This window comes from Aeromonas sp. 603757 (assembly GCF_049171255.1).
In the GTDB taxonomy this organism is placed as follows: domain Bacteria; phylum Pseudomonadota; class Gammaproteobacteria; order Enterobacterales; family Aeromonadaceae; genus Aeromonas; species Aeromonas veronii_A.
Genome location: NZ_JAAKOE010000006.1, coordinates 186786 through 209085, shown reverse-complemented (window position 1 = coordinate 209085; position 22300 = coordinate 186786). Strand labels below are relative to the sequence as shown.

At 62.5% G+C, this 22300-nt stretch carries 23 protein-coding genes; 13 read left to right on the top strand and 10 right to left on the bottom strand.

Translation table 11 applies throughout. From position 1 onward, the window contains the following. Positions 1–65: 65 nt before the first annotated feature. Positions 66–830, bottom strand: a complete 765-nt coding sequence (locus tag G5332_RS08350) for a UTRA domain-containing protein (RefSeq protein ID WP_394817999.1) — start codon at positions 828–830, stop codon at positions 66–68. A 264-nt stretch (positions 831–1094) separates the two neighbouring features. Between G5332_RS08350 and G5332_RS08345 the strand changes: the two genes are divergently transcribed. Genes G5332_RS08345 through G5332_RS08320 form a run of 6 tightly spaced genes read left to right on the top strand, consistent with a single transcriptional unit; the run spans position 1095 to position 6374 of the window. Continuing rightward, the gene (locus tag G5332_RS08345; RefSeq protein ID WP_005355254.1) at positions 1095–2156 is read left to right on the top strand and encodes an ABC transporter substrate-binding protein; all 1062 of its coding nucleotides are present in this window, start codon (positions 1095–1097) and stop codon (positions 2154–2156) included. Between the two features lie 9 nt (positions 2157–2165). Next, positions 2166–2999, top strand: coding sequence for an alkaline phosphatase family protein (locus G5332_RS08340; protein ID WP_421172986.1), 834 nt, complete (start codon positions 2166–2168; stop codon positions 2997–2999). Next, the gene (locus G5332_RS08335; protein WP_216979680.1) at positions 2999–3898 is read left to right on the top strand and encodes an ABC transporter permease; all 900 of its coding nucleotides are present in this window, start codon (positions 2999–3001) and stop codon (positions 3896–3898) included. Before G5332_RS08340 ends, G5332_RS08335 begins: the two co-directional genes overlap by 1 nt. Further along, the gene (locus G5332_RS08330) at positions 3891–4667 is read left to right on the top strand and encodes an ABC transporter permease (protein WP_005355251.1); all 777 of its coding nucleotides are present in this window, start codon (positions 3891–3893) and stop codon (positions 4665–4667) included. The genes G5332_RS08335 and G5332_RS08330 overlap by 8 nt, the downstream gene beginning before the upstream one ends. A 6-nt stretch (positions 4668–4673) precedes the next feature. Then, positions 4674–5681 carry an ABC transporter ATP-binding protein gene (locus G5332_RS08325; RefSeq protein WP_421172985.1) on the top strand — a complete coding sequence of 336 codons (1008 nt, stop codon included), beginning with the start codon at positions 4674–4676 and terminating at the stop codon, positions 5679–5681. Positions 5682–5720: 39 nt separating this feature from the next. Next, positions 5721–6374 (top strand): HAD family hydrolase, encoded by a 654-nt coding sequence (locus G5332_RS08320; protein WP_421172984.1) that lies wholly within the window; start codon positions 5721–5723, stop codon positions 6372–6374. Positions 6375–6472: 98 nt separating this feature from the next. On the opposite strand, the gene G5332_RS08315 is transcribed toward G5332_RS08320, so the two are convergent. Continuing rightward, positions 6473–8113: a sensor domain-containing diguanylate cyclase gene (locus tag G5332_RS08315; protein WP_421172983.1), complete on the bottom strand. Its 1641-nt coding sequence runs from the start codon at positions 8111–8113 to the stop codon at positions 6473–6475. 83 nt (positions 8114–8196) lie between these two features. Between G5332_RS08315 and G5332_RS08310 the strand changes: the two genes are divergently transcribed. Both G5332_RS08310 and G5332_RS08305 read left to right on the top strand, forming a co-directional pair. Further along, a complete protein-coding gene (locus G5332_RS08310; RefSeq protein WP_421172982.1) occupies positions 8197–8637 on the top strand; it encodes a DUF2214 family protein in 441 nt (146 codons plus the stop codon). Positions 8638–8709: 72 nt separating this feature from the next. Continuing rightward, positions 8710–9609 carry a DMT family transporter gene (locus G5332_RS08305; RefSeq protein WP_216952690.1) on the top strand — a complete coding sequence of 300 codons (900 nt, stop codon included), beginning with the start codon at positions 8710–8712 and terminating at the stop codon, positions 9607–9609. 64 nt (positions 9610–9673) lie between these two features. Here G5332_RS08305 and G5332_RS08300 read toward each other — a convergent pair whose 3' ends face one another. From G5332_RS08300 to G5332_RS08290, 3 genes are all read right to left on the bottom strand, one after another. Then, a complete protein-coding gene (locus G5332_RS08300; protein ID WP_216952691.1) occupies positions 9674–10300 on the bottom strand; it encodes a glutathione S-transferase family protein in 627 nt (208 codons plus the stop codon). Between the two features lie 106 nt (positions 10301–10406). Continuing rightward, on the bottom strand, positions 10407–11675 hold the full coding sequence (locus G5332_RS08295) for an O-acetylhomoserine aminocarboxypropyltransferase/cysteine synthase family protein (protein WP_042030177.1): 1269 nt from the start codon (positions 11673–11675) through the stop codon (positions 10407–10409). Between the two features lie 150 nt (positions 11676–11825). Continuing rightward, entirely contained in the window at positions 11826–12002 is a 177-nt protein-coding gene (locus tag G5332_RS08290) for a hypothetical protein (RefSeq protein ID WP_421172981.1), read from the bottom strand. Positions 12003–12101: 99 nt separating this feature from the next. Here G5332_RS08290 and sgrR point away from each other — a divergent pair, with 99 nt between their 5' ends. From sgrR to G5332_RS08275, 3 genes are read left to right on the top strand one after another with little or no spacing between them, the layout of a single operon-like run. Then, positions 12102–13820, top strand: a complete 1719-nt coding sequence (sgrR, locus tag G5332_RS08285) for an HTH-type transcriptional regulator SgrR (RefSeq protein ID WP_421172980.1) — start codon at positions 12102–12104, stop codon at positions 13818–13820. Between the two features lie 50 nt (positions 13821–13870). Then, entirely contained in the window at positions 13871–14266 is a 396-nt protein-coding gene (locus G5332_RS08280; protein ID WP_421172979.1) for an acyl-CoA thioesterase, read from the top strand. A gap of 44 nt (positions 14267–14310) precedes the next feature. Beyond that, the gene (locus tag G5332_RS08275) at positions 14311–15012 is read left to right on the top strand and encodes a hypothetical protein (RefSeq protein ID WP_421172995.1); all 702 of its coding nucleotides are present in this window, start codon (positions 14311–14313) and stop codon (positions 15010–15012) included. 36 nt (positions 15013–15048) lie between these two features. Here the strand turns inward: G5332_RS08275 and G5332_RS08270 are convergent, their stop codons facing one another. From G5332_RS08270 to tyrS, 3 genes are all read right to left on the bottom strand, one after another. Beyond that, the gene (locus tag G5332_RS08270) at positions 15049–15798 is read right to left on the bottom strand and encodes a lipase secretion chaperone (RefSeq protein WP_421311219.1); all 750 of its coding nucleotides are present in this window, start codon (positions 15796–15798) and stop codon (positions 15049–15051) included. Next, positions 15795–16706, bottom strand: coding sequence for a lipase family alpha/beta hydrolase (locus G5332_RS08265; RefSeq protein ID WP_216954489.1), 912 nt, complete (start codon positions 16704–16706; stop codon positions 15795–15797). Before G5332_RS08265 ends, G5332_RS08270 begins: the two co-directional genes overlap by 4 nt. Positions 16707–16874: 168 nt before the next feature. Next, complete coding sequence (tyrS, locus tag G5332_RS08260; RefSeq protein ID WP_421172977.1) at positions 16875–18140, bottom strand: tyrosine--tRNA ligase; 1266 nt, start codon at positions 18138–18140, stop codon at positions 16875–16877. Between the two features lie 145 nt (positions 18141–18285). On the opposite strand from tyrS, the gene G5332_RS08255 reads away from it, so the two are divergent. After that, on the top strand, positions 18286–19095 hold the full coding sequence (locus G5332_RS08255; protein ID WP_421249428.1) for a helix-turn-helix transcriptional regulator: 810 nt from the start codon (positions 18286–18288) through the stop codon (positions 19093–19095). Between the two features lie 7 nt (positions 19096–19102). Here the strand turns inward: G5332_RS08255 and G5332_RS08250 are convergent, their stop codons facing one another. After that, a complete protein-coding gene (locus G5332_RS08250; protein WP_216952698.1) occupies positions 19103–19882 on the bottom strand; it encodes a substrate-binding periplasmic protein in 780 nt (259 codons plus the stop codon). A 109-nt stretch (positions 19883–19991) separates the two neighbouring features. After that, on the bottom strand, positions 19992–21155 hold the full coding sequence (locus tag G5332_RS08245) for a hypothetical protein (protein ID WP_421249429.1): 1164 nt from the start codon (positions 21153–21155) through the stop codon (positions 19992–19994). 644 nt (positions 21156–21799) lie between these two features. Between G5332_RS08245 and G5332_RS08240 the strand changes: the two genes are divergently transcribed. Beyond that, positions 21800–22297: a GNAT family N-acetyltransferase gene (locus G5332_RS08240; RefSeq protein ID WP_216952700.1), complete on the top strand. Its 498-nt coding sequence runs from the start codon at positions 21800–21802 to the stop codon at positions 22295–22297. Positions 22298–22300 lie beyond the last annotated feature (3 nt).

The following is a 22300-nucleotide window of genomic DNA, read 5'->3' as shown; positions in this document are numbered from 1 at the left end:
CAGCACCCGGTTATCGAGGCAGATGCGGATCGCCACTGTGCTCGACAGTGCTCTGGATATTTTCCCTAATCGGCGACCCGGGTTTGTTGCAGCTTGCCTGCGAGCGGCTGCAATGCTCGCGTATCCAGACAAATGCGGATGGCATCCGGCCGCCAGTGCTCGATATCGCAATCCACCAGACCGCCTCGCTCGTCGTAGTTGACCCGCACCAGCCGCAGCACCGCGCTCCCCTCCGCCAGATTGAGGGCGCGGGCGATGGCGCCGCGCGCCGCCGAGGGGGTGATCTCGAGACTCGCCCCACCCTGGCCTATGCCATAGCGCTGCTGATAGAGCTCGGTGAGGGAGCTGGCCAGCGGCGCGCTGGCGATATCGGGAAAGCGGCTCGCCAGCAGGTGGTGGCTGACGTGGAGCACCGGGCGACCGTCGATCAGGCGCAGGCGGCGGATCTCATAAAGTGGAGTGAAGGGTTCCAGCCCCATCCAGCGGCACAGTTCGCTGCTGGCAAGTTCGCTGCCGTGGGCCAGCACCCGGGTTTCGGCGGTGCGTTGCTGCTCGCCGATCCACTGGTGAAAGTGGGTGTGGATGGCGGGATCGTAGGTGAGGCGGGGTGGCGCCACAAACCAGCCGCGCCGCTCGGCCCGGTAGATAAGGCCGTCCGCTTCGAGGCTGGAGAGCGCCTCCTTGATGGTGATGCGGGTGGTGGCGAAGCGTTCGCTCAGGGCCCGTTCGGCGGGCAGCTGCTGCCCGGCCCCCAATTGGCCGCTGCCGATATAGCGGCGTAGGGTCTGGCAAATCTGTTCGCACTTGGAGGAGGAGCGGCCATCGGCCATGCTCTGTTCGTTCACTCTCTGCTCGCTCAATCTCGGCTCGGTCACACTCTTGTCCCTGTTGCTTATTCAGAAGGCGGGTGGCTGGCCAATCCCTTACTGGAGTAGTCCAGCCTCACTCGGGTTCAGAGTTGTAACCGCTGTGGATGACAGCGCCATGACAGGGTGATTGTCATCAAACTGCCATCAAAGCGCCCCGCCACCGTCACAATTCCCCTCTAGCATCCCTCTCGAACCTTAACTGACCTAGTCCAGAGGGATGGGATGATGAAAAGCGTGATCGCAAGTGCACTGGCCATGGTGGCCATCAGCCAACCGTTGTTTGCCACAAATAGCTATGCAGCCGAAAATATCGCGGATCTCGAAAAGGCCGCCCGTGGCGAAGGCCAGCTCCACAGCATCGGCATGCCCGACAGCTGGGCCAACTGGAAGGATACCTGGCAGCAGCTCGGCAGCATCTACGGCATCAAGCATCAGGATACCGACATGAGCTCGGCGCAGGAGATCGCCAAGTTCGCCGCCGAGAAGGCCAATGCCACCGCCGATATCGGTGACGTGGGCGGCGCCTTCGGTCCGGTTGCGGTCAAGCAGGGGGTCACCCAGCCCTACAAACCCTCCACCTGGGCCGATATTCCCAACTGGGCCAAGGATGCGGACGGTCACTGGATGCTGGCCTATACCGGCACCATTGCCTTCCTGATCAACAAGGATCTGGTCAAGGCCGCCCCCACCAGCTGGCAGTCCCTGCTGGGTGGCGACTACAAGGTGACCCTGGGTGATGTGGGCGTAGCTTCTCAGGCCAACAACGGCGTGCTGGCGGCGGCCTATGCCACCGGCGGCAGCGAGAAGAACCTCAAGCCCGCGCTGGAGCTGTTCGGCCAGCTGGCCAAGCAGGGTCGTCTCTCCCTGAACGATCCGACCATCGCCAACATCGAGAAGGGTGAGGTGGAAGTGGGTGTGCTGTGGGACTTCAACGCCCTCAACTACCGCGACCAGATCGACCCCAAGAAGTTTGATGTGGTGATCCCGAGTGACGGCTCCGTCATCGCCGGTTACACCACCATCATCAACAAGTGGGCCAAGAACCCCAACGCCGCCAAGCTGGCCCGTGAATACATCCTCTCCGATGCCGGTCAAATCAACCTGGCCCGCGGCTATGCCCGCCCGATCCGCAGCAATGTGACCCTGCCGGATGACGTGAAGGCCAAGCTGCTGCCCGCCGAGCAGTACGCCAATGCCAAGCCGGTGCAGGATCACGCCGCCTGGGAGCAGAGCTCCAAAGCCCTGCCGCGCCAGTGGCAAGAAACCGTCATGATCAACATGCAGTAAGGGAATCCAGTGCAACACAAGGTGATAGTGGTACTTGTGGATGGTCTGGCAGCCGAGGTAGCCCACACCATGGGCTACCTCGGTGGCATGGTGGAGGCGGGGCGGGGCCTGCATACGACCCTGAATGCTGCCCTGCCGTCTCTCTCCCGACCCCTCTACGAGTGCATCCTGACCGGCGTGCCGCCGGTGGTGAGCGGCATCACCCACAACGGGGTGAGCCGTCTCAGTCTGCATGACTCCATCTTCCATCTGGCCCGCGCCGCGGGTAAACGCACCGCAGCGGCGGCCTACCATTGGGTGAGCGAGCTCTACAACAAGAGCCCCTGGCTGGCGGCCCGCGATCGCTTTACCCACGACGAGCAGCTGCCCATCCAGCACGGCAGCTTCTACTGGGATGACAACTATCCTGACAGCCATCTGCTGATGGATGGGGAATGGCTGCGCAGCCAGTACGATCCCGATTTTCTGCTGATCCACCCGATGGGGGTGGACGATGCAGGCCACAAGTTTGGCCTCGACTCCCGCCAGTACCGCAATCAGGCGCGCCGGATGGACAGCCTGCTGGCCGATCTGCTGCCCCAGTGGCTGGCGGAGGGGTATCAGGTGGTGATCACCTCGGATCACGGCATGAACAACGATCTGAGCCACGGCGGCACCCTGCCCGAAGAGCGCACCGTGCCGCTCTGGCTGTTTGGCGATGCCTTTATCGAACGCTGGCCGGATGGGGTAGTGATCGCCCAGACCCAGCTCTGCGCCCTGATGGCGGATCTGTTGGGCATTCCCCACGACAAGCCGGCAGCGCCACCGCTGCTCAAGGCCGCCTTTATGCGTGAGGTGCACTGATGATGCCTGCCACCACCGAGATCCTCGCGGATCAACCTGTGGCAACCAAGCAGAAGGTGCGCCGCCACTGGCTGCCCGCGCTGGTGCTGCTGCCGTTTATCCTCTTGATGATCCTGTTCCAGCTCGCTCCCATGGTGTGGGTGCTGGTGGGCAGCTTTCAGACCCCAGATGGTTGGGGCCTTGACTACTACCGGGAGATTTTGAGCTCCCCCTTCTACCTGCAATCGTTCGGCAACTCGTTGCGCATTGCCGGTATCGCCAGTCTGGCGGGGCTTGCCATCGGCACCCTCGGGGCGGCGGCGCTGCGCCACAGCGGCGAGCGGGTCAAGCGGGTACTGTTGGCCTTCGTCACCATGACTGGCAACTTCAGCGGGGTGCCGCTGGCATTCGCCTTTATCATCATTCTCGGCATCAACGGTGCGGTGACCCTGCTGCTGAAATCCTGGGGATTGATCGACGGCTTCAACCTCTACTCGGGTAGCGGCCTTATCCTCATCTACACCTACTTCCAGATCCCGCTCGCTCTGCTACTGCTCTATCCGGCGTTCGATGCGCTGCAGGATGAGTGGCCACAGGCTGCCGCGCTGCTCGGCGCGAGCAAGGGACAATATGTGTGGCACGTGGCACTGCCGGTGCTGACACCTGCGCTGCTCGGCACCCTGATCATCCTGTTTGCCAACGCGGTGGGGGCCTATGCCTCTGCCTACGCCCTCACCACCGGCAACTTCAATCTGGTGACCATCCGGGTGGCCAGTCTGGTCTCCGGCGATATCTTCCTCGAACCCAATATGGCGGCGGCGCTGGCGGTGATCCTGATGGTGCTGCTGGGGGTAGTGACGGCCGCCAACCAGTGGCTGCTGAAAAAGAGCTATGTGAACAAGGGGCAATCCCATGCATGATTTGACGCCGCGCTGGCCCAAGTGGGTGCTGGGTGGGCTGGTCGCCACCCTGCTGCTGCCGCTGCTGGCCACGTTTCTCTACTCCATCTCCACCCGCTGGGGGGCGACCCTGCTGCCGGATGGCTTCACCCTCGACTGGTATCTCAAGCTGTGGGGCGATCCGCGCTTTCTGGCGGCGTTTGGCCGCAGCCTCCTGGTCTGCTTCGCCACTCTGCTGCTGGGGACCCTGGTGCTGGTACCGACCGTGCTGGTGGTGGCTTACTACTTCCCAAAGCTGGATCCCTGGATGAACCTGTTGATCCTGCTCCCCTTCGCGGTGCCACCTGTGGTCTCGTCAGTGGGGCTGCTGCAGATCTACGCCGATGGCGTTCTGCCCATCATCGGCACGCCGTGGATCCTGATCGGCACCTGGTTCACCGTGGTGCTCCCCTTTATGTATCGGGCGCTGGCCAACAGCCTGCAAGGGGTACCGCTCAGGGATTTGATGGATGCCGCCCATCTGCTGGGGGCCAGTAGTCGGCGCGCCTTCCTGCTGGTGGTGATCCCTTGTCTGCGCAAGGGGCTGCTGGCGGCGCTGTTTCTCTCTCTCTCCTTCCTGCTCGGCGAGTTCGTGTTTGCCAACATGCTGGTGGGCACCCGTTACGAGACCCTGCAGGTCTACCTCTACAACATGCGCGCCACTTCTGGCCACTTCACCAGTGCGCTGGTGATGAGCTACTTCCTGCTGACCCTGCTGCTCACCTGGGCGGCCAATAGATTTCATCGGTGATCCAAGATGTTTCATTTAGAAGTCAATCAGTTGCATAAATCCTACGGCGATACGCCGGTGTTCGAGGGGATCGAATTCGGCATTCGCAAGGGGGAGCTGGTGACCCTGCTCGGCCCCTCCGGCTGTGGCAAGTCCACCTTGCTGAGGGCGCTGGCCGGGCTCACTCCGGTGGATGGCGGTCAGGTGCGGGTGGCCGGTGAAGATATCACCTGGCAGGAACCCCAGAAGCGGGGCATTGGCATGGTGTTCCAGAGTTATGCGCTGTTCCCCAACATGACGGTGTGGGACAACGTAGCCTTCGGCCTCAAGATGAAACCCCAGCCGGGGCGGGAGCTGGCGGCCAGCGTGAAAGAGGCGCTGGCGCTGGTGGAGCTGACCGGTTTCGAGCGCCGCTATCCGGCCGAGCTCTCCGGCGGCCAGCGCCAGCGGGTGGCGCTGGCCCGGGCTCTGGTGGTGCAGCCACGGATCCTGCTGCTGGACGAGCCGCTCTCGGCGCTGGATGCCCGCATCCGCCGCAGCCTGCGCCAGCAGATCCGCGAGATCCAGCAGCGCCTTGAGCTCACTACCATCTTCGTGACCCACGATCAGGAGGAGGCGCTCACCATGTCGGATCGGATCTTCCTGATGAACAAGGGCTCCATCGTGCAGAGCGGCACGCCAGAGCAGATCTACACCCGTCCCGCCAGCGAGTTCGTGGCGGGCTTTATCGGCAACTACAACCTGCTGGGTGGCGAGCAGGCCAAATCCCTGTTCGGCCCGCGCTTTCGCGGCAAGCTGGCGCTGCGGCCGGAGTCCATTACCCTGCTGCCCGCCGGGGCAACCAGCAGCGAACCCAGCCTGCCCGGCATCGTTCGCCAGCAACAGCTGCTCGGCAACGTGATCCGCTATCAGGTGGAGTGCGAGGCGGGGCTGTTGACGGTGGATTGCCTCAACCGCTCGGCTGGTGATCTGCTGGCCACCGGCAGTGCCGTGACCCTGGTGGTGGCCCGGGATCAACTCTGTGAGGTAGCATGAGGCCGCATTTCATTTCCATTTTCACTGCGAGGAGCGCCCATGGCACTGGCACTGTTTGATCTGGACGAGACCCTGATAGCGGGGGATTCTGCCAGCCTCTGGCTGGAGTACATGGTGGCCGAGGAGCTGGCCCCTGCCAGCATGATCGCCGAGGAGCAGGCCATGATGTCCCTCTACCATCAGGGCAAGATGGACATGCACCAGTACATGGCTTTCACCCTGCAACCGCTGGCGGGCAAGACGCGCCAGTGGCTCGACTCGCTCTGCCACCACTTCGCCGAACAGGTGCTGCGCGAGCGCCTCTACCCCGAGGGGTTGGCGCGCATCGAATGGCATCGGGAGCGGGGCGACGATCTGGTGCTGATCTCCGCCTCCGGTGAGCATCTGGTGGCGCCCATGGCGAAGATGCTGGGGATGGATCACTGCGTCGCCATCCTGCTCGATGAGGAGGAGGGGATGCTGACCGGTCAGACCCGCGGCACCCTCAGCTTTCGCGAGGGCAAGGTGGCCCGCATCAACCAGCTCTTTGCCGGCAGGGACCACCTCTGGCAGGGTAGCTTTGGCTACAGCGACTCCCACAACGATCTGCCCATGCTGCGGGCGGTGAGCCATCCCCATGCGGTCAATCCGGCCCCCGCGCTGCGCCAGCAAGCCGAGGAGCTGGGCTGGCCGGTGTGGGAGTGGCAGCGCTGAGTCGCGTGCTCAAACAGGCTTAAAGCACGGCAAGAATAGCGACATAAACAACAGAGAGAGGCAGTTGCCTCTCCCTTGTCTCCTTCCCCCGGTTGTGCTCACCCCCCCTCCGGCCGGGGGGGGCGTCGGGTAGAATCAAGGTTAGGGGAAGGATCCTCTTCCGTCACGTCGCAGGTGCGACGCTGGGGGAAGCAGATGCGATTTTTTCCCTCCCGCTTGGCCTGATAAACCCCGCTGTCGGCCAGTTCTATCAGCTCCTTGGTCGAGAGCCCTGAGTGGCTCAAGGCCACCCCGCCGCTGAGGGTAATGGTCAGTTCCGGCTCTCGCCACTCCAGTTGAGTGACCGCAAGTCTGAAGCTCTCCAGCAGCGAGGTGGCCTCACTCATTTGCATCTCCAGGCGCAAGATCAGCACCAGCTCCTCGCCACCGTAACGACAGAGCCAGCCCCACTGGTCAAACATTTTCATGCCCAGCTTGCTCACCCGTTTGAGCACTATATCCCCTGTTTGGTGGCCAAAGGTGTCGTTGACCTGTTTGAAGTTATCGAGATCGAACATCACTACTAGGAAGGGGGCACCGCTGCTGAGCTGTCTCTGCAGGCACTCGTCGAAGAAGCGGCGGTTGTAGAGACCGGTGAGTTTGTCCTGGTTGGCTTGCTGGCGGATCTGGGCAAAGTCCTGACTGGCGGCATCCATCTCTTCATAGACCTTGGCCAGCTCCAGCATGCGGCTGCCATGATAGGCAATCCCGCCAGAGCGGCTGGTGCGGATCAACAGGGTAATCTCCCCCAGCATGCGGCGGAAGTAGCGGGCCCAAAGCAGGGCTAGCAGCAGATAGAAAAAGCAGGCAACGGCAATCATCAGCTGCACGTTGATGGAGACGCTGTCGATCACCTGCTGCATGCTGGCGGTGGGCTCGACACTGAGCAGGAACCAGCGCTGCTCGGGGACACGGTAGTAGGAGACCATCATGCCGCTGGCATCGTCGAGGAAGAAACCTTGCGGCTGTTGCATGTGTGTCAGCCATTCAGGGTGGGTGAGCGGTTTGAATACCTGTTCGCGATCCGGGTGAGCCAGCACCAGCCCGTCATGGTTGATCAGGATCTGATAGCCCTTGCCCAGATGATGGCTCTGTTCATGCCGGTTGTTGAGCCAGTTGGCGAGGGGGGTGAGCTGGGTATCGAGGGAGAGCACCCCCACTCGCTTGCCGTCAGGGTCTTGAATTACCCGAGCCAGCGCCATGGTGAGGGTACCCAGAGTGTAGTCGTAATAGGGATCGGTCCAGACGATCCGGTTCGGGTGGCTGGCTGCCAGCAGATACCAGGGGCGAGTTCTGGGATCGAACTTCTCGTCCGCCTGCCAGGTGGGGTGGATCAGCATCTGGCGATGCTCGGTTCCTACATAGACGTAGTCGAGCTCCATCACCTCGTGATAGGCCTGCCACTGTTGCAGGTAGCGCTCGCCGTTACTGATCGCTGGGCCGCTGAAATCCTGATAATTTACCTGCTGATAAATAAGCGTAAACTGGCGTTTGAGGGTCTCCAGATAGGGTTCGAGCAGGGTATGGAGATATTGGGTGTTGCGGGCAATCAGGTTTTGTTGCTGCTCGAGGCGCAGGGTACGTTCCATATGCAGGTAGTAGATGCTGCCGAGCAACACTACGGGAATAAAGAGCAGGAGGAGGCCCAGCCGCATGCGGGTGATTAAAGACCAAGTGTGCTTGGGCTTGGCGGGGGACATGCACAGATCCTTTTCAGCTCGGGTGTCACCAGCATATATGATGCCGTCCCGCCCGTCTAAAGGCAGAAAATGAGATCCGTTCAATGCTGAACTCCACGTTGCTCCTGATGGCTCACTACGGCGGCATCATGCTGTTGATCCTGGCGCTCTGTGTCGAGTATCTGATCTTTCGTCGCGGCCTGAATATGTTGCGGGTGCACCGTCTGCTGCTGGCAGATGCGGTGGCTGCGCTGGCGCTCTTCTCCATCTTTGCCACCGGTTGTCTGCTGGCCCTCGAACACGCCAGCTCGGTGGCGCAGCTCTTTGCTCATCCTGCCCACGGTCTCAAAGTGGGGTTGTTTCTGCTGATTGTCGGCTCCCTCGACTATCCCAGTCGCCTCTTCTATCGCTGGCGTCGTGCCCTGCGTCTGGGCAAGGCGCCGATGATCTCGATCCAGCAGTACTTCCGGGTGGTGTGGATCCTGCGGGGCAATCTGGTAATGGTCGCCCTGCTGGCCGTGCTGACAAAACAGCTATCGCTCTAAAGACAAGAGGGTAGGGAGGCAGGTATCTTGGATTGGATAACCCGTCACGCGCCGATTTAAGGAAGAATCGCCATGCGCTCCAATCTGATGTTGCTGATGGCTGCCACCATCTGGGGTATGGGCTTTGTCGCCCAGCGCCTCGGGATGGATCATATGGGGCCCTATACCTTCAATGGCCTGCGCTTTCTGCTCGGTGCCTTCTCCCTGCTGCCGCTGCTCTGGTGGCTCAAATCCCGTCAACCAGTGGTCGCCACTGGCGACCATCGCCAATTGCTGACCGGTGGTGTGCTGGCCGGACTGGTGCTGTTCTGTGCCGCATCCCTGCAGCAGGTGGGGCTGCTCTATACCACTGCCGCCAAGGCCGGTTTCATCACCGGGCTCTACATCATTCTGGTGCCGGTACTGGGGCTGCTGCTGCGGCACAAGACGGGTACCAATACCTGGATTGGAGCCCTCATTGCCCTGAGCGGGCTCTATGTGTTGAGCGTGACCGACGAGTTCACCATCGGTTTTGGCGATCTGCTGCAGGTGATTGGCGCCCTGTTCTGGGCGATCCATCTGCTGCTGGTGGATCACTACTCCAACCGGGTGGCCCCCATCAAGCTGGCTTGTGTGCAGTTTGTGGTGTGCGGCCTGCTCAGTCTCGCCACCGCCTTTGTCATCGAAACTCCGACCGTGGCTGGCGCAGTAGCTGGCTGGCAGGCGCTGCTCTATGCCGGGCTGGTGTCGGTCGGGGTGGGTTATACCCTGCAGGTGCTGGGGCAGCGGGGCGCCCATCCGGCCCACGCCGCCATCATCCTCAGTCTGGAGACCGTCTTTGCCGCCGTGGGGGGCGTATTGCTGCTGGATGAAACGCTGGACGAGCGTGCCATTGCCGGTTGCGCCCTGATGCTGGCGGGGATGCTGATCTCCCAGATCCGGCTGCGCTGGTGGTGGAAGTCGCGCCGGGACAAGGTGCCTGCGACCAAGTAAACCGCGCTCGCTGCATAACAAAAACGCCCCGACTATCGGGGCGTTTTGCATGGCGGCTGTTCGGTCAGGGGCGCTGATCCAGCTCGTGCTCCAGCTCTACCGCCTTCTGACGGGCCGGATGGGTATTGAGGCGTTCCCAATAGGCTTGCAGATGCGGGAAGTGGGCCAGCTGGCCGCTTTGCGCCAGCAGATCCACCAGGAAGGAGTTCATGATGTCGGCGCCGGAGAGGCGATCCCCCACCAGATAGTGGCGATTCGCCAGTACCTCATTGAGGTAGCCCAGTACTTTGGCACACTCCGCCCTGGCGTAGTCCGGCAGGAAGCGCATCGGGCTGCCATCCTTGCGCACAAACATGTCGAGCAGCAGCGGCAGAATCCCCGAGCTCTCGGCAAAGTGGAGCCACTGCAGGTATTCGGGATACTCCGGGCTATCTGGTGCCGGAGCCAGCCGATCGGCGGCGTAGCGGGCGACCAGGTACTCGGTGATGGCGCCCGATTCTGCCAGTACCCGGCCGTCGAACTCGATGACCGGCGACTTGCCGAGGGGGTGGATGGCCTTGAGCTCGGGCGGCGCCAGAAAGGTGGTGGTGTCGCGCTGATACGCCTTGATCTCATAGGGCAGGCCCAGCTCTTCAAGCAGCCAGATGATGCGTTGGGAGCGGGATTTGTTCAGGTGGTGCAGGACTATCATAATGACCTCGATTCGGTGGCAGGATGGGGTATACGAGCGGGTGAGGAGGGCGGTTCACCGGCAGTAAAAAAAGAGCGGGCTGATGCCCGCTCGCTCAACACCAGACTCAGGCCTCCAGCGCCTGATCCAGATCTGCCAGAATGTCCTCGATCGCCTCGATCCCTACCGAGAGCCGGATCATCTCAGGTTTGACTCCAGCCTTGGCCTGCTCCTCTTCGCTCAACTGGCGATGGGTGGTGGAGGCGGGGTGGCAGGCCAGCGACTTGGCGTCACCGATATTGACCAGCCGCTTGAATATCTTCAGTGCATCGTAGAAACGCACGCCAGCCTCGTAACCATCCTTCAGGCCGAACGAGAGAATCGCCGAGGGGCGACCGGCCATGTATTTCTCTGCCAGCAAGTAGTGCGGGTGACCCGGCAGACCGGCGTAGCTGACCCATGCCACCTTGGGATGATGCTTGAGGTGGTTGGCGACCCGCAGGGCGTTGTCGACGTGGCGCTCCATACGCAGGCTCAGGGTCTCCAACCCCTGCAGCAGCAGGAAGGCGTTCATCGGCGCCAGCGCTGCGCCGGTATTGCGCAGCGGCACTGTGCGTACCCGCCCGATAAAGGCAGCCGGGCCAAAGGCCTCGGTATAGACCACTCCGTGGTAGGAGGGCTCGGGTTTGGTCAGCTGCGGGAAGCGCTCGGCGTGATCCGCCCAGGGGAACTTGCCCGAGTCGACGATGACGCCACCCAGCGAGTTGCCGTGGCCGCCGACATATTTGGTCAGGCTGTGGACGACTATGTCAGCGCCATGTTCGATCGGTTTGCAGAGCACCGGGGTGGCGACCGTGTTGTCGACGATAAGCGGCACGCCACGGGCGTGGGCTGCCTTGGCCAGCGCGGCCAGATCGACGATGTTGCCCGCCGGGTTGCCGATGCTCTCGCAGTAGACCGCCTTGGTCTTGTCGTCGATCAGGGCGGCGATGGCTTCGGCGCTGTCATCCTTGGCAAAGCGCACCTCGACCCCGAAACTCGGCAGCATGTGGGCGAACAAGGTGTAGGTGCCGCCATAGAGCTGGGGCGTGGAGACGATGTTGTCACCGGCTGCGGTCAGCGCCTGAATGGCGTAGGTGATGGCGGCGGAACCTGCCGAGACCACCAGTGCGGCGATCCCCCCTTCCAGCGCGGCCATCCGCTGCTCCAGCACATCATTGGTGGGGTTCATGATGCGGGTGTAGATATTGCCCGGCACCGCCAGATTGAACAGATCCGCCCCGTGCTGGGCGCTCTCGAACTCGTAGGCCACCGTCTGGTAGATGGGTACGGCAACGGCTTTGGTGGTGGGGTCGTTGGTAAAGCCATGGTGCAGGGCCAGGGTCGCATCTTTCATCACACACTCCTTGTTGGATGTTGCTTATGGCAGTTATAGATGGATAGACGTCCAATCTATCAGGCCCGTGGCCGATGTAAACAGCAAGATCCGGCAAAGCAATTGCTCCCGCAGGGGATGCGCGTCCCGAGTGGCGGGCACGGCTCGCACTCAGAGGCGGCGGCGATACTCCTTGTCGTCGATCTGGTTCATATCCCACTGCATCAGGCGGTTGAGCTGCTGCATGGGATCTTCGATAAGTGGCAGCGGGCGCGGCAGGATCCGCTTGAAGTAACGGTGCAGGATCTGCTGGATCCGGTTCGGTTTGGGCTCGATGTGATGGTTCATGGTGAGGCTCCTTATGTTGTTGCTCAGCGTCATCGTCAGTATTGAGTTAAAATGCGGAAGTAAAAACTGATGACTTTTGAATGAAGGATTTCCTCTTTTATGCCGACCGGTCGCCTCTACCAGCAATTTCAACGGCTCGCCCAGCAGCTTGGCTGCGATGAGCAGGAGATCAGTCTCGCCGAGGTGGCGGAGCTGCTCTGCTGCACCCCGCGCAACGCTCGTCTGCTGCTGCGACGGATGCAGGATCAGGGCTGGCTCAACTGGACGGCGGAAGCGGGGCGAGGGCGGCGCTCCCGGCTCACCCTGCTCGACAGTCAGGAGAGCCTGACCCGGCGCCGCTTGCGGGATCTGCTCAGTGAGGGCCAGCTGGCGCAGGCGGTGCGGCTGGCGGAGGATCGCCTCGATCTGCTCACCCCGCTGCTGCTCGAACAGCTCGGTCAGGCCACCCGCGAGGGGCGCCAGATCCTGCGGGTGCCCTACTACCGGCCGCTGCCGCAGCTGCTGCCTACCGGCCCGATGCGCCGCTCGGAGGTGCATCTCAGCCGCCAGATCTTCAACGGCCTCACCCGGCGAAATGAGGAAAATGGGGAAATAGAGGGCGATCTGGCTCACCACTGGGAACAGGTTGGCCCCTGCCACTGGCGCTTCTATCTGCGCCCGGCGGTGCGCTTTCACCACGGCCGCGAACTGGTGGTGGAGGATGTGATGGAGAGTCTGCTGGCCCTGCGGGATCGCCCGCTGTTCGCCCATCTGGCGCGGCTGGAGAGCCCCTGGCCGCGCACTCTGGATCTCTATCTCGACAGCCCGGATCCTCTGCTGCCCGACCTGCTGGCCGAGCCGGTAGCGGCTATTTTGCCGCGCGAGCTCAAGGGGGAGGCGGGCTTTGCCCTGCAACCGGTGGGCACCGGCCCCTATCGGGTGATCGCCAACGACCCGCTGCAGCTGCGCCTCGCCGCTTTTGACGACTACTTCGGCCTGCGCGCCCTGCTCGACGAGATCGACATCTGGATGTTGCCGGAGCTGGCGGAGCGGCTGGAGAGCCACCTGCAGCTGGGTCGTGATAGCCCCGAGCTTGGTACCATGCGTGGCGAGTCGGAGCTCGAATCGGGCTGCTACTTCCTGCTGCAGGACGAGCGCTCCCGCGCCTTGCAGGATCCTGCTCTGCGTTACTGGATCATTCAGCTGCTCAGTCCGGTGGCCCTGATGGCACGGGTTGCCCCCGAGCTGCAACGGGGCTGGACCAGCGCCCTCGGCATGCTGCCCCACTGGCGCGAGGCGCTGCCACCGCCGCCGCCCCGGCCACATAGCCTGCCACAGCGGCTGGTGCTCGCTTGCTTCAACCAGCATATCGAGTTCAACGAGTGTGCCGGTGCCATGGCCGACCTGCTCGGGTCGCAGGGAGTTGAGCTGGAGGTACGTACCCTCGACTACGGTCGCTGGGTGAGCGGCGAGGATGAGGATGTGGATCTCTGGCTTGGTACCCTCAACCTTGAGCATGAGGGACCTTTTGCCCCCTACGGCTGGTTGCAGGGCACTCCGCTGCTGCGCCGGGTGTGGGGCAGCCAGCTGCCGTTGTGGCAGGGGTTGACGCAGTGGCGCGCCAGCGGTGCCGAACCCGGCCCGCGCGCCCTGATGGCCCGCGTGCAGCAGCAGGGCTGGTTTGTACCGCTGTTTCACCACTGGCTTGAGCTGGAGAGCCGCACCGGCGTGCACGGGGTGCGGATGACGGCGCTCGGCTGGTTCGATTTTCGCAGCGCCTGGCTGCGACCCGAGCTGGTTGGTCAGGCACAGGGCGATGGCGGGGAGCTTGAGTCCTGATGCGGGGCGCGTTAGCCTGAGCGCGGTTCAACGACAAGGAGTCGCCAGCCATGCTGGAAATGCAGATCCAACCCCGCTTTCAGGAGACAGATGCCCTCGGTCACATCAACAATACGGTGCCGGCGGTCTGGTTTGAGTCGGCGCGGGATCCCCTGTTCCGGATCTTTTCGCCCGAGCTGGATGTGCATGACTGGCACCTGATCATCGCGGGCTACACGGTGCAGTTCAAACGGGAGCTGTTCTACGGCCAGCCGGTCACCATCAAGACCGGTGTGCGCCGCATTGGCAGCAGCTCCTTCACCATCTGGCAGGAAGCCTGGCAGCAGGGGGAGCTGGCCGTCACCGGCGAGACGACCCTGATCCATTTTGACTACCGGGCCCGCCAATCCCTGCCCCTGAGTGATGCTCACCGGGAAGGGCTGCGGGCCTGGCTGACAGAGAGTTAACCACGGGCCGGATGGCCCATCACAGGAGTGTTATGTACAACTCAATGCGCAACACAGCGATCGCGCTGACCCTGGGATTCTGCTCCCTTCCTTCTCTGGCCGCTTCTCTCGCCGAGCAGTTTACCCTGATGGAGAAGGGGGCCGAGAGTGCCCTCGATACCCGTCAATTCAGCCATGACGGCGTCGATATCAAGGCCTGGATCGATGGCGCCCCGGTCATCATCGCCGTGCCCATCATGAACGAGCTGGGCAAGCTGGAAGGGGAGAGCCGCTACTACTTCAAGGGCGGCAAGCTGTTCGGGGTCAAAGAGCCCGCCGCCCAGTTCGCCTTTGATGACAGCGGCAATCTGACCCAATGGTTGGATGAGAAGGGCCAGCCCGCCGAGTTCGTCAGCAAGATGAGCATGCAGCAGCGTCAGGAGTGGCTCACCAAGCGGGCTGCCGAGTTGAGCAAGCTGTTTGTGGTGAGCGCGGCCGAACAGAAGGCGGCCAAGGGGGGCGTCAAGCTGAAGGGGGCGGATCTCGCTCACTGGCTCTGCAACGGCAAGCTGATGGATCTCGCCCACGGCGACAAGGTGATCTTCGAGCAGGATAAGCTGAAGATTGGCGAGCAGGGGATCGAGGGGGAGGTCTCCCTGCGTCAGGATAAGGGGTGGCAGGAGCTGAGCCTCAAGTGCGAGGTGCAGGGCACCCAAGTGACCCGCCTCACCTGGCAGCCGCTGCCGGGTGCCAACAAGCCGCAATAAGCGCAGTAGCAAGGGGGCCCATCGCGGGCCCCCTTCTCATTCGGTGTGTGGCTCCCCCAGCTTGAGCCGGGTGAGTGCCTCGACCCGGCGCCACTGTCCGGGCTCGAACCAGCGTGCCAGCAGCTCCTGCTGCTGTTCGGCCCGGGCCTCGTTCGGTAGTTGCCTGAGCTCGGTCAGAAAACCGCTGAGCTGCTCCTCGAACCCTTGCCGGTTCTGCTCCAGCTGGCGCATCCGATCCACCGCTTCCGGCCCCCCTGTCTCCAGCAGCAGAGCCTCCCGTTTGGCCGGGTCCATCTGCGCCAGCCCTTGCAACTCCTCAAGCAGACGGCTGTTGGCCTCCGCGTCGCGAAACCAGCCCGGTTGCTCCGCCAGCCAGAGATCCAGCTCGCTGGCCAGCTGCGACTTGTCGCTGTCTCTTGCCTCCGCCAGCGCCCTGCGGCGCAGGGTCAGCTGCTCCATCAGTCGATCCTCGGCAAACAGCTGGGCCTGCTCGGCCGGGGTAAAGCTCTGCTGGCGCAGCTGCTCCCGCTCGTCAAACAGGATCTGCAGGCTGGCGAGGGAGATCTCGGTGGGCACCGTCAGGCTGCTCTGGGCGGAGACAAAGGTGCGATAGCGCGCCTGCAGGGCATCGGCGGTCTCCTGCTCGGGATCGTGCGGGTGGCTCTGTGCATGCTGATTGGTTTGAGCCTGTGATGAGTCTGCCGTCGGTGCTGTGGGCCAGAGCAACACCCCGCCAAGCAGCAGGGTGATGGCGCAGGGCACGACGAGCAGGGTGGCGATCTTCATAGTCCCAGCTCCTTGAGACGGTTGGCATGCTGGCGATAGAGGGTGACCGGATCGGTCTCGAACAGATGGTGGATGCCGAATGACTGGTTCACTTCGTCCAGATGGTTCATCCGGTAGTCGGTGCCGATCACCTTGCCGAGGTGACTGCTGCAGACTCCGACCAGCCCGTCATTGGGCTCCTTGAAGAAGGCGCCGGTCAGCGCCAGCGCAGGATCCACCGGATCCAGCAGATTGGTCAGGTTGCCGCGCCCGCTCCAGGAGAAGTAGTAGACGCCGTTGCTGGCCTGCATCGGCCCCTCGCCGCAATAGCGGCTGGGCAGCCCCTCCGGGTAGCGCTGGTTGAACTGGCTGGCCCCCTTGCTAGTGAGGGCATCGAGGGCGGCGACCGGATCTTGCGGCAGCTGGCTCCCGCCCGAGAGCAGCGAAATCATGTCGGAGAGGGCGTGGGCTGCGGCGGCCGCCAGCTTCTCAGCGGCCGAGCCGGGGGCGGCATTGGCCCGCACCAGATCGGCAATCTCGGAGCCGTAGTTGACCCCGCCGACGCTGGTGGCGGAGGCGACCAGCTCGGGGGCGACCGAAGCGACATAGCGGATGGTGGGGCCGCCATGGGAGTGGCCGATCAGGTTGACCTTCTCGGCGCCGGTGGCGGCCAGCAGCAGTTCAATCTGGGCGAGCAACTGCTCCCCCCGCTGCTCGGAGCTGGCGGTAGCAGATACCTGAGCCACGTAGACCTTGGCGCCATCGCGGCTCAGGGCTTGCGGAATGCCGTAGAAGTAATCGACCCCGAGCAGCTTGTCGAAGCCGAACAGGCCGTGCACCAGCACTATGGGGTAGCGGGTCTGGGTGTATCCGCTGGCGTGTGCCAGCATGGGCAGGGTGCAGAGCAGCACCAGAAGCCATCTCTTCATCATCAGCATCCTTGTTGAATCGTGAGGAACAGATTGTGTGGCGTACTCCATGTTCGCCGGTGCCAGTATGGTGGCTGCTGACGGGAGAGGCTGTGAGGGGGATCGCAACTCGGGATTCAAAAGGGATTCAGGGTGCGGGCGGGGAGGCTGTGCTCCCCGCCCTGTGGCTTATTGCCACTCCACCAGGTGATACTGCTTCTTGCCCCGGCGCAGCAGCAAGTAGCGACCAAACAGCCGATCAGTGGCGCTCAGCTGATCATCTTGCTTGAGCACACCATTGAGACTGATGGCGCCCGCCGCCAGCAGCTCACGGGCGATACGCCTGGAGTTCGCCAGACCGCAGCTGACCAGCAGGCTGACCAGATCCGTCTCGCCGCTGACGGTGCTACACGGCATGCCATCCTGCGCCAGCTGTGCCAGATCGCTCTCGCCGAGGCGGGTCACGTCGCCGCTAAACAGCAGCTCGCTGATGCGCTGCACCGCAGCCAGCGCCGCCTTGCCGTGCACCAGCTCGGTCAGCTCGTTCGCCAACACCTGCTGGGCCTGCTTGCGCCCCTGCCGCTTCGCGTCTTCCGCCTCCAGTGCATCAATCTCGCTCAGCGACATAAAGCTGTAGTAGCGCAGGAAGCGGTAGACATCCTCATCCGCGGTGCCGAGCCAGAACTGGTAGAAGGCGTAAGGGGAGGTGAGCGCCGGATCGAGCCAGACCGCGCCCCCTTCGGTCTTGCCGAACTTGGTGCCGTCTGCCTTGGTGATGAGGGGCAGGGTCATGCCGTGCACCTGCGCCTGATGGAGGCGACGGGTCAGATCCATGCCGCTGGTGATATTGCCCCACTGGTCGTTGCCGCCAATCTGCAGGGTGCAACCGAGCCGCTGGTGCAGCACCGCAAAGTCGTAGGATTGCAGCAGAGCGTAGGAGAACTCGGTGAACGAGATGCCCTGATCCGGGCGAGCCAGCCGCTGACGCACCGACTCCCGCGCCAGCATGGCGTTGACCGAGAAGTGCTTGCCGATATCCCGCAGAAAATCGAGGGCGGACATCTGCCCCATCCAGTCGCCATTGTTGACCAGTTGCGGGGCCGACAGGCCATCATCGGCGGGCAGCAGCGCCCTGATTTGGGCCGACAGGCTGGCGACCCAACCCTGCACGTTATCGGCACTGTTGAGGCTGCGCTCGGTCGCCTTGAAGCTGGGATCGCCGATAAGGCCGGTTGCCCCGCCCACCAGTGCCACCGGGGTGTGCCCAGCCAGCTGGAAGCGGCGCAGCATCAGCAGTGGCACCAGATGGCCGATATGCAGGCTGCCGGCAGTGGGATCGAACCCGCAATAGACGGTGCGCGGGGTGGCAAGATGATCGGCCAGGGCTGCCGGGTCGGAATTCTGGGCCACAAGGCCGCGCTCGGTCAGCTCATCGAGCAGGTGGGGGTTGATCATGGGTTCTCCAACAGCAGGGGGAAAGCCGTCATCCTCGCCGTTCTGGCTGGTGGCGGATATGTCCCCTCAGGGACAGTTTTGCCACTCTCGTGCTAGCATTCAGCCATAGCGGGGAATCGCTCCCCGTCACCGGAAACGTGCCACCATGACCCAGCCATTCACCACAGATGCCTTGACCCGCAGCATGACCGAGGTAGTCGATGCCCTGCACAGCAGCGCCTTTGCGGCGGCGCTGGTGCGGCTGATCCAGCAGCAGGTGGCGTTTGATTGTGCCCTGCTGCTCGGGGTGGGGCAGCGGCCCGTCTACCTCTACGACAACCTCAACCATCAGCGGGCTCTGCTGTTTGATCGCTACCTCACCAGCCACTTCAGTCAGGATCCCTTTATGCAGGCGCTGGAGCAGGGCTTGCCTGCCGGCGTCTGGACCCTGGCGCAGGTCTCCCAAGGGCGGCTCGATCCCGAATATCGCCACCACTTCTATCAGGCCACCGGCTGGCAGGAGGAGGTGGGGCTGATCCTGCCGGTGCGGGACGGACTGACACTGATGCTGTTTCTCGGGCGACTCGACAAGCGCAGTACCCTCAGCCGTGACGAGCAGGCAAGGCTGGAGCAGCTGTTCCCGCTGGTGCATTCGCTCTGTCGTCAGCAGTGGCGGCAGAGCCAGCCGCTGTTGGCCCAGAGCACTGCGCTGCCAGACAGCGCCAGCCTCCGGAATGCGGTGGAGCAGGCGATGGCGAGTGTCGGGGGGGATCTGCTCACCCGGCGCGAGCGGCAGGTGGCGGAGTTGCTGCTGCAGGGGCTGGATACGGAGGCGATTGCCGCGGAGCTCGGGATTGGCAGCGGCACGGTGAAGAATCACCGCAAGCATCTCTATGGCAAACTGCGGCTCGGCTCGCGGGCCGAGCTGTTTCATCTCTTCCTCAACCATCTGATCACCACAGAGGGAAGAGGATGAACCGGGGTTACTCGATCTTCGGTAGCGGCTTATCGCTTTGGGGAAGGTTACTGAGCCGCTGGTAGCGTTCCATCAACTGCCGGTATTCGCTACCGAGACGAACCTGATCGAGGGCTTGTTGCAACCGGGCGACCTGCTGCCGATCCGCCCGCGGGTTGAAAGCAAAGCAGTTGTCCTGTTCCTCCAGCACTGCGACAGAGATGAAATCTTCCGCGGCAAATCCCAGAGCTTTCAGTTGATGGAATAACATCACCTCGTTGCCTGCTACCAGATCTGTACGGGCCATGATGAGCTGGCGTACCACCTGCTCCATGCGCTCCACCGCCATCATGTTGCCCGGGCTGATGCCGCGGTTGAGCAGTAACTGCTCCCCCACGTCAGCCTGCATTACCCCTACCTGCAGTTTGGCCAGATCCCCCTTGCCGGTCACTCTGGGGGCATCCTGTTTTCGTCCGACCAGCGTCACTCGCGAGTGGCTGATGGGGCAAACCCATAGGAAATGGGGATCACGCTCTTTGGTTCTGGCGGTGGTAAAAAGAACGGCCTCCGGTTGCTGGGTCAGCAGATACCAACCGCGGGCCCATGGCAGAAATTGGATCGGTTGCTCCGGCTCCCCCAGCTCGCGCCACATCAGCCGCAGCAGCTCAACTGCCAGCCCGATGGGCTTGCCCTCCTTGTCCAGCCCGTTGAGGGGCATGTTCTGCTCCGAGTAATAGATAAAGGCGGACCGTGCGGGGAAGCTGGTCAGCAGGAGCAGGGCGATAAGGGCCGCGAGCAGGGATCGCATGGCGCACTCCTTGTGCAGGGAATTACCTATCAGTCTATGTGTCCTTGGCCGGAAGTTCATAGTCGGGTCGCGGATACCGCGACAGGCCACCTTGCGGTGACCTGTCGGTTTATTTTAGCAGGGCCTCCATCTCCGCCTCTGCCTTGGCGCGAGCCTCGGCTTCTGCTGCTATGGCGGCATCGGTGGCGCTCTCTCCGGCCGTATGGGGGGCGGTACTGACGGCCTGTTTGGCTGGCGCGGCAACAGCCTTGGTGGCTTCCTGTGTCACAGTAGCTGCGGCGGTGCTGACTGCCTGTTTGGCAGGAACGACAACAGCCTTGGTGGCCTCTTGCGTCGCGGTCGCAGCGGCGCTGCTGACGGCTTGCTTGGCAGGAGCGGCAACGGCCTTGGTGGCTTCTTGCGTCGCGGTCGCAGCTGCGCTGCTGACGGCTTGTTTGGCAGGAACGGCAACGGCCTTGGTCGCTTCCTGCGTCACGGTTGCGGCGGCGGTGCTGACGGCTTGTTTGGCAGGAGTGGCAACGGCCTTGGTGGCTTCTTGCGTTGCGGTCGCAGCGGTGCTGCTCACCGCCTGTTTGGCGGGTGCAGTGACTGCGGTGGTTGCACTACGGGTCAGATCGGTCGCGCTTTGGCTTACCGCTTGGGTGGCCTGCCCTGTGGCGTTGGCGGCTGCGCCGCTGATAGCCTGACTTGCACTGTTGGTCAGCGAGCCGGTGACGCCGCGGGTCACTGTGCCCAGAGCGCTGCCAAGGGAGAAGGGGGAGGCTCCACTCTGACTGGTTGCCGTACCGGTCAGGGCATTAGCCGCCGGGGTGAGCTGGTTGGTGGGGGTCTGCCAGCCCTGCATGGCGGTTGGCCAGGTCGGTGCCGTGCCCGCCAGATTTTCGCCGAAGGTCAGGGTGGTACCATCCCCTTTTTGCAGCAATACAGACATCTGGTTGGTTTGCGAGTTCCACACCATTCCCGCCTGCTTGGCGATATCCGGCACGGGCGCATACTCGGAGACCACATAGAAAAGCGGCCCCTCCTGCTGTAACTTGTCGGCCGTCTTGAGCAACTGCATGGTGCTTTCGTAGTTGGGGCCAAGGATAGCGGTCATCCGATCCTTGATCAGGGGTTGTTCGAACAGATTGACCTCGTTCGGGTCAAAGCCGACCAGCGGCTTGAGCAGGGCCCACATCAGCTGGCTGGTGGGGCTCATCATCAGCAATGGAGCAACGCAGGCGGACAACATCAGGCTCAGGCAGGCAGCCTTGAGCAACGGCATGATACGCATTGGGATAATATCCAAATAACGATTTGATAAATAAGGTTATATTTTGTCATGACGTGACAAATTCACCGGGAGTTTGCGCGTGGCAGCGAGAGACTGCCCGCAGGCGCTGGCAGGCTACCATATTGGTTCCACAATGCCAGCAGGCTGTATGATTATCCGTCAAGTAAACTCGGGGCCGGGTTGATTGCTGGAGTGGGCCTGAGAGTCTGGCGTTCCCCTGCGATGGTGCTGCCAGTGGCCACATGGCAGCAAAACCAGAAGAGGATTTCAGGGGGCCAGTGAGGCTTTTCTTGATCCAGCTAAAGACATGGACGTGATCCCTGTCGCATAATGCAGCTCCTTTCTACTCTTGGCTGGAACCTAAGAAATGGCTCGTCGCTCTTCCAATGCACAACGTCGTCGCAGTAGCTGGTGGTACAAACGCCTGTTGGCAAGGGAGCGGCAAGAGCGCGAAGCGCGTTCCGTCCGGGATTGATAAAGCATTGAAAAACGGAGCGTTTGCTCCGTTTTTTTTCACCTATGAAACTGGCTGAATGGCTCAGTGTGCAGCCCTGTCTGCCGACAATAAATCACTCTGACCGTGCCGGTTGTATGGACTGATGCGATGGATGATGCATGATGGACGTTTCGAGAAGGAGCCTCATATGCAGATTACCATCCGTCATGCCGAATCCGCCGATGCCCCCGCCTTGCGGGATCTCTATGCCATGCCCAATGCCCAGGCGGGCACTTTGCACTTGCCTATGTCTCCCCTTAGCCAGTGGCAGAAGCGGTTGGAGAGTGACAGCGTGGTGGCACTGGTCGCCGATGTTGACGGCTTGCTGGTAGGCCAGCTCTCGCTGCTGGTTGAGCCCAATCCGAGACGCAAGCATGTGGCCTGTATCGGTATGGGGGTACGGGATGACTGGGCAGGCAAGGGGGTGGGCTCTGCCCTGATGGCTGCGGCGCTGGATCTGGCCGATAACTGGCTCAACCTGCACCGGATTGAGCTGACCGTCTATACCGACAATGAGGCCGCACAGGCGCTCTATCGCAAGTTCGGTTTCACGCAGGAGGGGCTGGCTCGTGACTATGCCTTCCGGCAAGGGCGCTATGTGGATGTGTTCTATATGGCCAGAGTTGCGGGGGGCGTCAGTCGCTAACGG